The 935-nt window shown below is 43.3% G+C and carries 1 protein-coding gene; it reads left to right on the forward strand.

Features of this window, described 5'->3' with window-relative positions:
* Positions 1 to 935 (forward strand): AMP-binding protein (locus AC04NP_RS30520; RefSeq protein ID WP_482863917.1); only part of this gene is annotated, 935 nt, incomplete at both ends.

Genomic DNA, 935 nt, shown 5'->3' on the forward strand with positions numbered 1-935 from the left:
CCGATTCGGCAGTGGATTTGGTCTTGTGCACTGATGCAAGCCGTCACGAACTAGATGCACTCAAAGGCTTTGCTGTTTTTTCCTTAGATAATGATTGGAAAACCATTGACCATTATAAAACAGAGAAGTTGGGGAACTCCATCGCACCATCAGACCTTGCCTATGTGATGTACACTTCGGGAAGCACAGGAAAACCCAAAGGAGTGATGATGCCTCATCAGGCATTGTTTAATTTAATTGCTTTTGATTATCAATTGGGAATTGCCTGCCAAAGAGTCGGACAATTCACCAGTATGAGTTTTGATGTTTCATGTTTAGAGATATGCTTTACCATCACACAAGGTGGAGCATTACATATAGTCCCCTCCCAATTAAAAAGTGATCTGGCAGGTCTTATAGCTTTTATCAATGATAATGCTATTGAAACGGTATTCCTCCCTACCGCTTTTTTCCATTTTATAGCAGCGGAAAATGGGCTGGAAAGGTTACCATCATTAGCACACATTATCGTAGCCGGGGAACAATTGCGATTGACCAAAACCGCCAAAAAAGCCTTAGATCAAATAGGGGCTACTTTACACAATCACTACGGTCCCACGGAAACACATGTTGTCACCACAAAAAAGGTAGACTACAACAGCAAAAGTAGTGAAGACGAACTAGCAGTAATAGGAAAACCTATAGCCAACACCCAGATTTATGTGCTAAACCATAGTCTTGACCTTGTCCCGATAGGTAGTGTTGGCGAGTTGTGTATTGGGGGTGCTGCGGTTGCCAGGGGTTATTTGAACAATGAGAAGTTGACAAGCGAAAAGTTTGTTGATAATCCATTTAAAGCAGGGGAACGCATGTACAGGACAGGCGATCTGGCCCGTTGGTTACCCGACGGCAGCCTTGAGTTTATGGGTAGAAAGGATGATCAGGTCAAGATACGC

Source organism: Agaribacillus sp. DX54, from assembly GCF_056858335.1.